The sequence below is a fragment of the Dapis purpurea BLCC-M126 genome (assembly GCF_050015975.1).
GTDB lineage: Bacteria > Cyanobacteriota > Cyanobacteriia > Cyanobacteriales > Microcoleaceae > Trichodesmium.
Genome location: NZ_JBNHER010000167.1, coordinates 1 through 2326, shown reverse-complemented (window position 1 = coordinate 2326; position 2326 = coordinate 1). Strand labels below are relative to the sequence as shown.

The 2326-nt window shown below is 34.3% G+C and carries 1 protein-coding gene; it reads left to right on the top strand.

Translation table 11 applies throughout. From position 1 onward, the window contains the following. Positions 1-479: 479 nt before the first annotated feature. Positions 480-2108: a CocE/NonD family hydrolase gene (locus ACP6PL_RS14995; RefSeq protein ID WP_426546067.1), complete on the top strand. Its 1629-nt coding sequence runs from the start codon at positions 480-482 to the stop codon at positions 2106-2108. The last annotated feature ends 218 nt before the right edge of the window (positions 2109-2326 follow it).

Genomic DNA, 2326 nt, shown 5'->3' with positions numbered 1-2326 from the left:
TCTGTTTCGGCAAATTTTCAAATAAAATCTGTCTAGTATATCTACTTAATTAGCTAACTAAGGAAGAAGGAATAATTAAAGAAATACTGAAAATTCCATATTTTTTATTTGTTCTGTTTCGGCAAATTTTCAAATAAAATCTGTCTAGTATATCTACTTAATTAGCTGGCTATTGAAAAGCTTTTTCTTTCCTATCATCCTTTACTTTATTGGTAAGCATTTCCTTTGGAATGCTGCGCAAACAGCTATTAACAATCAGCTCTCAGCTTTTTTGATGAATTAAGTAAGGATTTGTTTAACAACACTTATATTAACTGAGTAGCTTTTATTTATGCTAGAAATTATCTGAAATATATCAATAATAATTTTTGATTTCAAGACGAGACTTAGAAATTATAATCTAGCTGAAAGCTAAAAGCTGACGGCTGAATGCTTACCTTTATTGTTTTATATTCTCTGTTACTTAACAAATATTTAAAATGAAAATTTTACCTAAAGAAACTACTTCTATACTGACTAGAGATGGGGTACGTTTAGATGCTGATATTTATCGCCCCGATGCAGAAGGCGAATTTCCAGTAATATTAATGCGACAACCATATGGTAGAGCGATCGCCTCAACGGTAGTCTATGCTCATCCAAAATGGTACGCTTCTCATGGTTATATTGTGATTATTCAAGATGTGCGGGGTCGAGGTACATCCGAAGGTAAATTTGAATTATTTGCCCATGAAATTGAAGATGGAATTGATACTATTAATTGGGCAGCAAATTTACCAGGTAGTACTGGCGAAATAGGAATGTATGGATTTTCTTATCAAGGGATGACTCAACTATATGCTGCTAGTGCTAAACCTCCTGCTTTAAAAACAATTTGTCCGGGAATGATTGGTTATGATTTATATACAGACTGGGCTTATGAAGGTGGAGCATTTTGTCTACAAACAAATCTAGGTTGGGCGGTTCAACTAGCAACAGAAACTGCTCGTTTACAAGGAAATGAACAATCTTATCAAGAGCTTTATAAAGCTTCCAAAAACCTGCCTTTATCTACTACAAATTCTGCTTTACCCAAAGTAATGAATGAGTATGCACAAGATTCTTTTTACCATCAGTGGATAGACAATTATCAATCAGGTGAATATTGGCAAAACTTATCACCAAATATCGAAAATGTGGACTTGCCAATGCTACATATAGGCGGTTGGTTTGATACCTATTTACGGGGTACAATTCATTTATATAAAGAAATGGCTGGTCGCAGTAAATTCTTACAAAAATTAATCGTAGGTCCGTGGTCTCATATTCCTTGGGGCAGAAAGCTAGGAGCTGTAAATTATGGTTTAGGAGCTTCTAGTCCTATAGATGAACTACAAATATTATGGTTTAATCAATTTCTCAAAGGAATAAATACAGGTATATTTGAGCGATCGCCAGTTTCTTTATTTGAGATGGGAAGTAACGAATGGCGTAATTTTAATTGCTGGCCGAGTAATAATTATAAGTTCTATTATTTGGCTAGTACAGGACTTGCTAATATGAGAGAAGATTCGGGTAGTCTTACGGAAAGCTGCCCCGATATTTCTGCTGATGATACATTCGTACATGACCCTTGGCGACCTGTTCCAGCATTGGGTGGTCATGCAACATTTCCTGCTGGTTCTTTTGAACGTTCAGAATTAGATTGTCGCACTGATATTTTGACTTATACTTCTGAATTTTTAACCGAAGATTTACACATAGCAGGAGATATTTTTGTAAATGTATATTGTACAGCAGATACAAGTAGTTTTGACCTTTCTGCTGTGTTATCTGAAGTGACAAAAAATGGTAATGTTTACAATTTTACTCAAGGTTATACTAAGGTTGTTGATAATGATTTACCAGTGAAAATTTGTTTGCAACCAACTTGTATGAAAATTCAGAAAGGTCATGCTATAAGATTGAGTTTAAGTGCTGCTTGTTTTCCTGCTTATTTAATTAATCCAGGCATAGATAAACCACCAGGGGAAGTAAGATTAATTGACGCTAAAATTATTACAATAACTGTTAGTTCAGGAAAAAATAATCCTTCTGTAATTTCTTTGTCAAGAAATAAGGAAGAATAAATAAAGTTTCAAGAATTGAGAATTGAGAATTGAGAATTGAGAATTACCTCTCCTTAAAAAGAAGAGGATTGACGAACAGTTCAAGAATTGAGAATTGAGAATTGAGAATTGAGAATTACCTCTCCCTCAAAGGAAGAGGATTGAATAAAAGGAAAATTTTTTCTCTCTTGGTCGATTGGATATGGCGTTTCGGCGCTTGAGCCGACATGAAAAGCGTT

What these genes read in the sequence shown, in the direction of transcription:
- ACP6PL_RS14995 (WP_426546067.1), top strand. Translation starts at nt 480, where the DNA reads ATGAAAATTTTACCTAAAGAAACTACTTCTATACTGACTAGAGATGGG.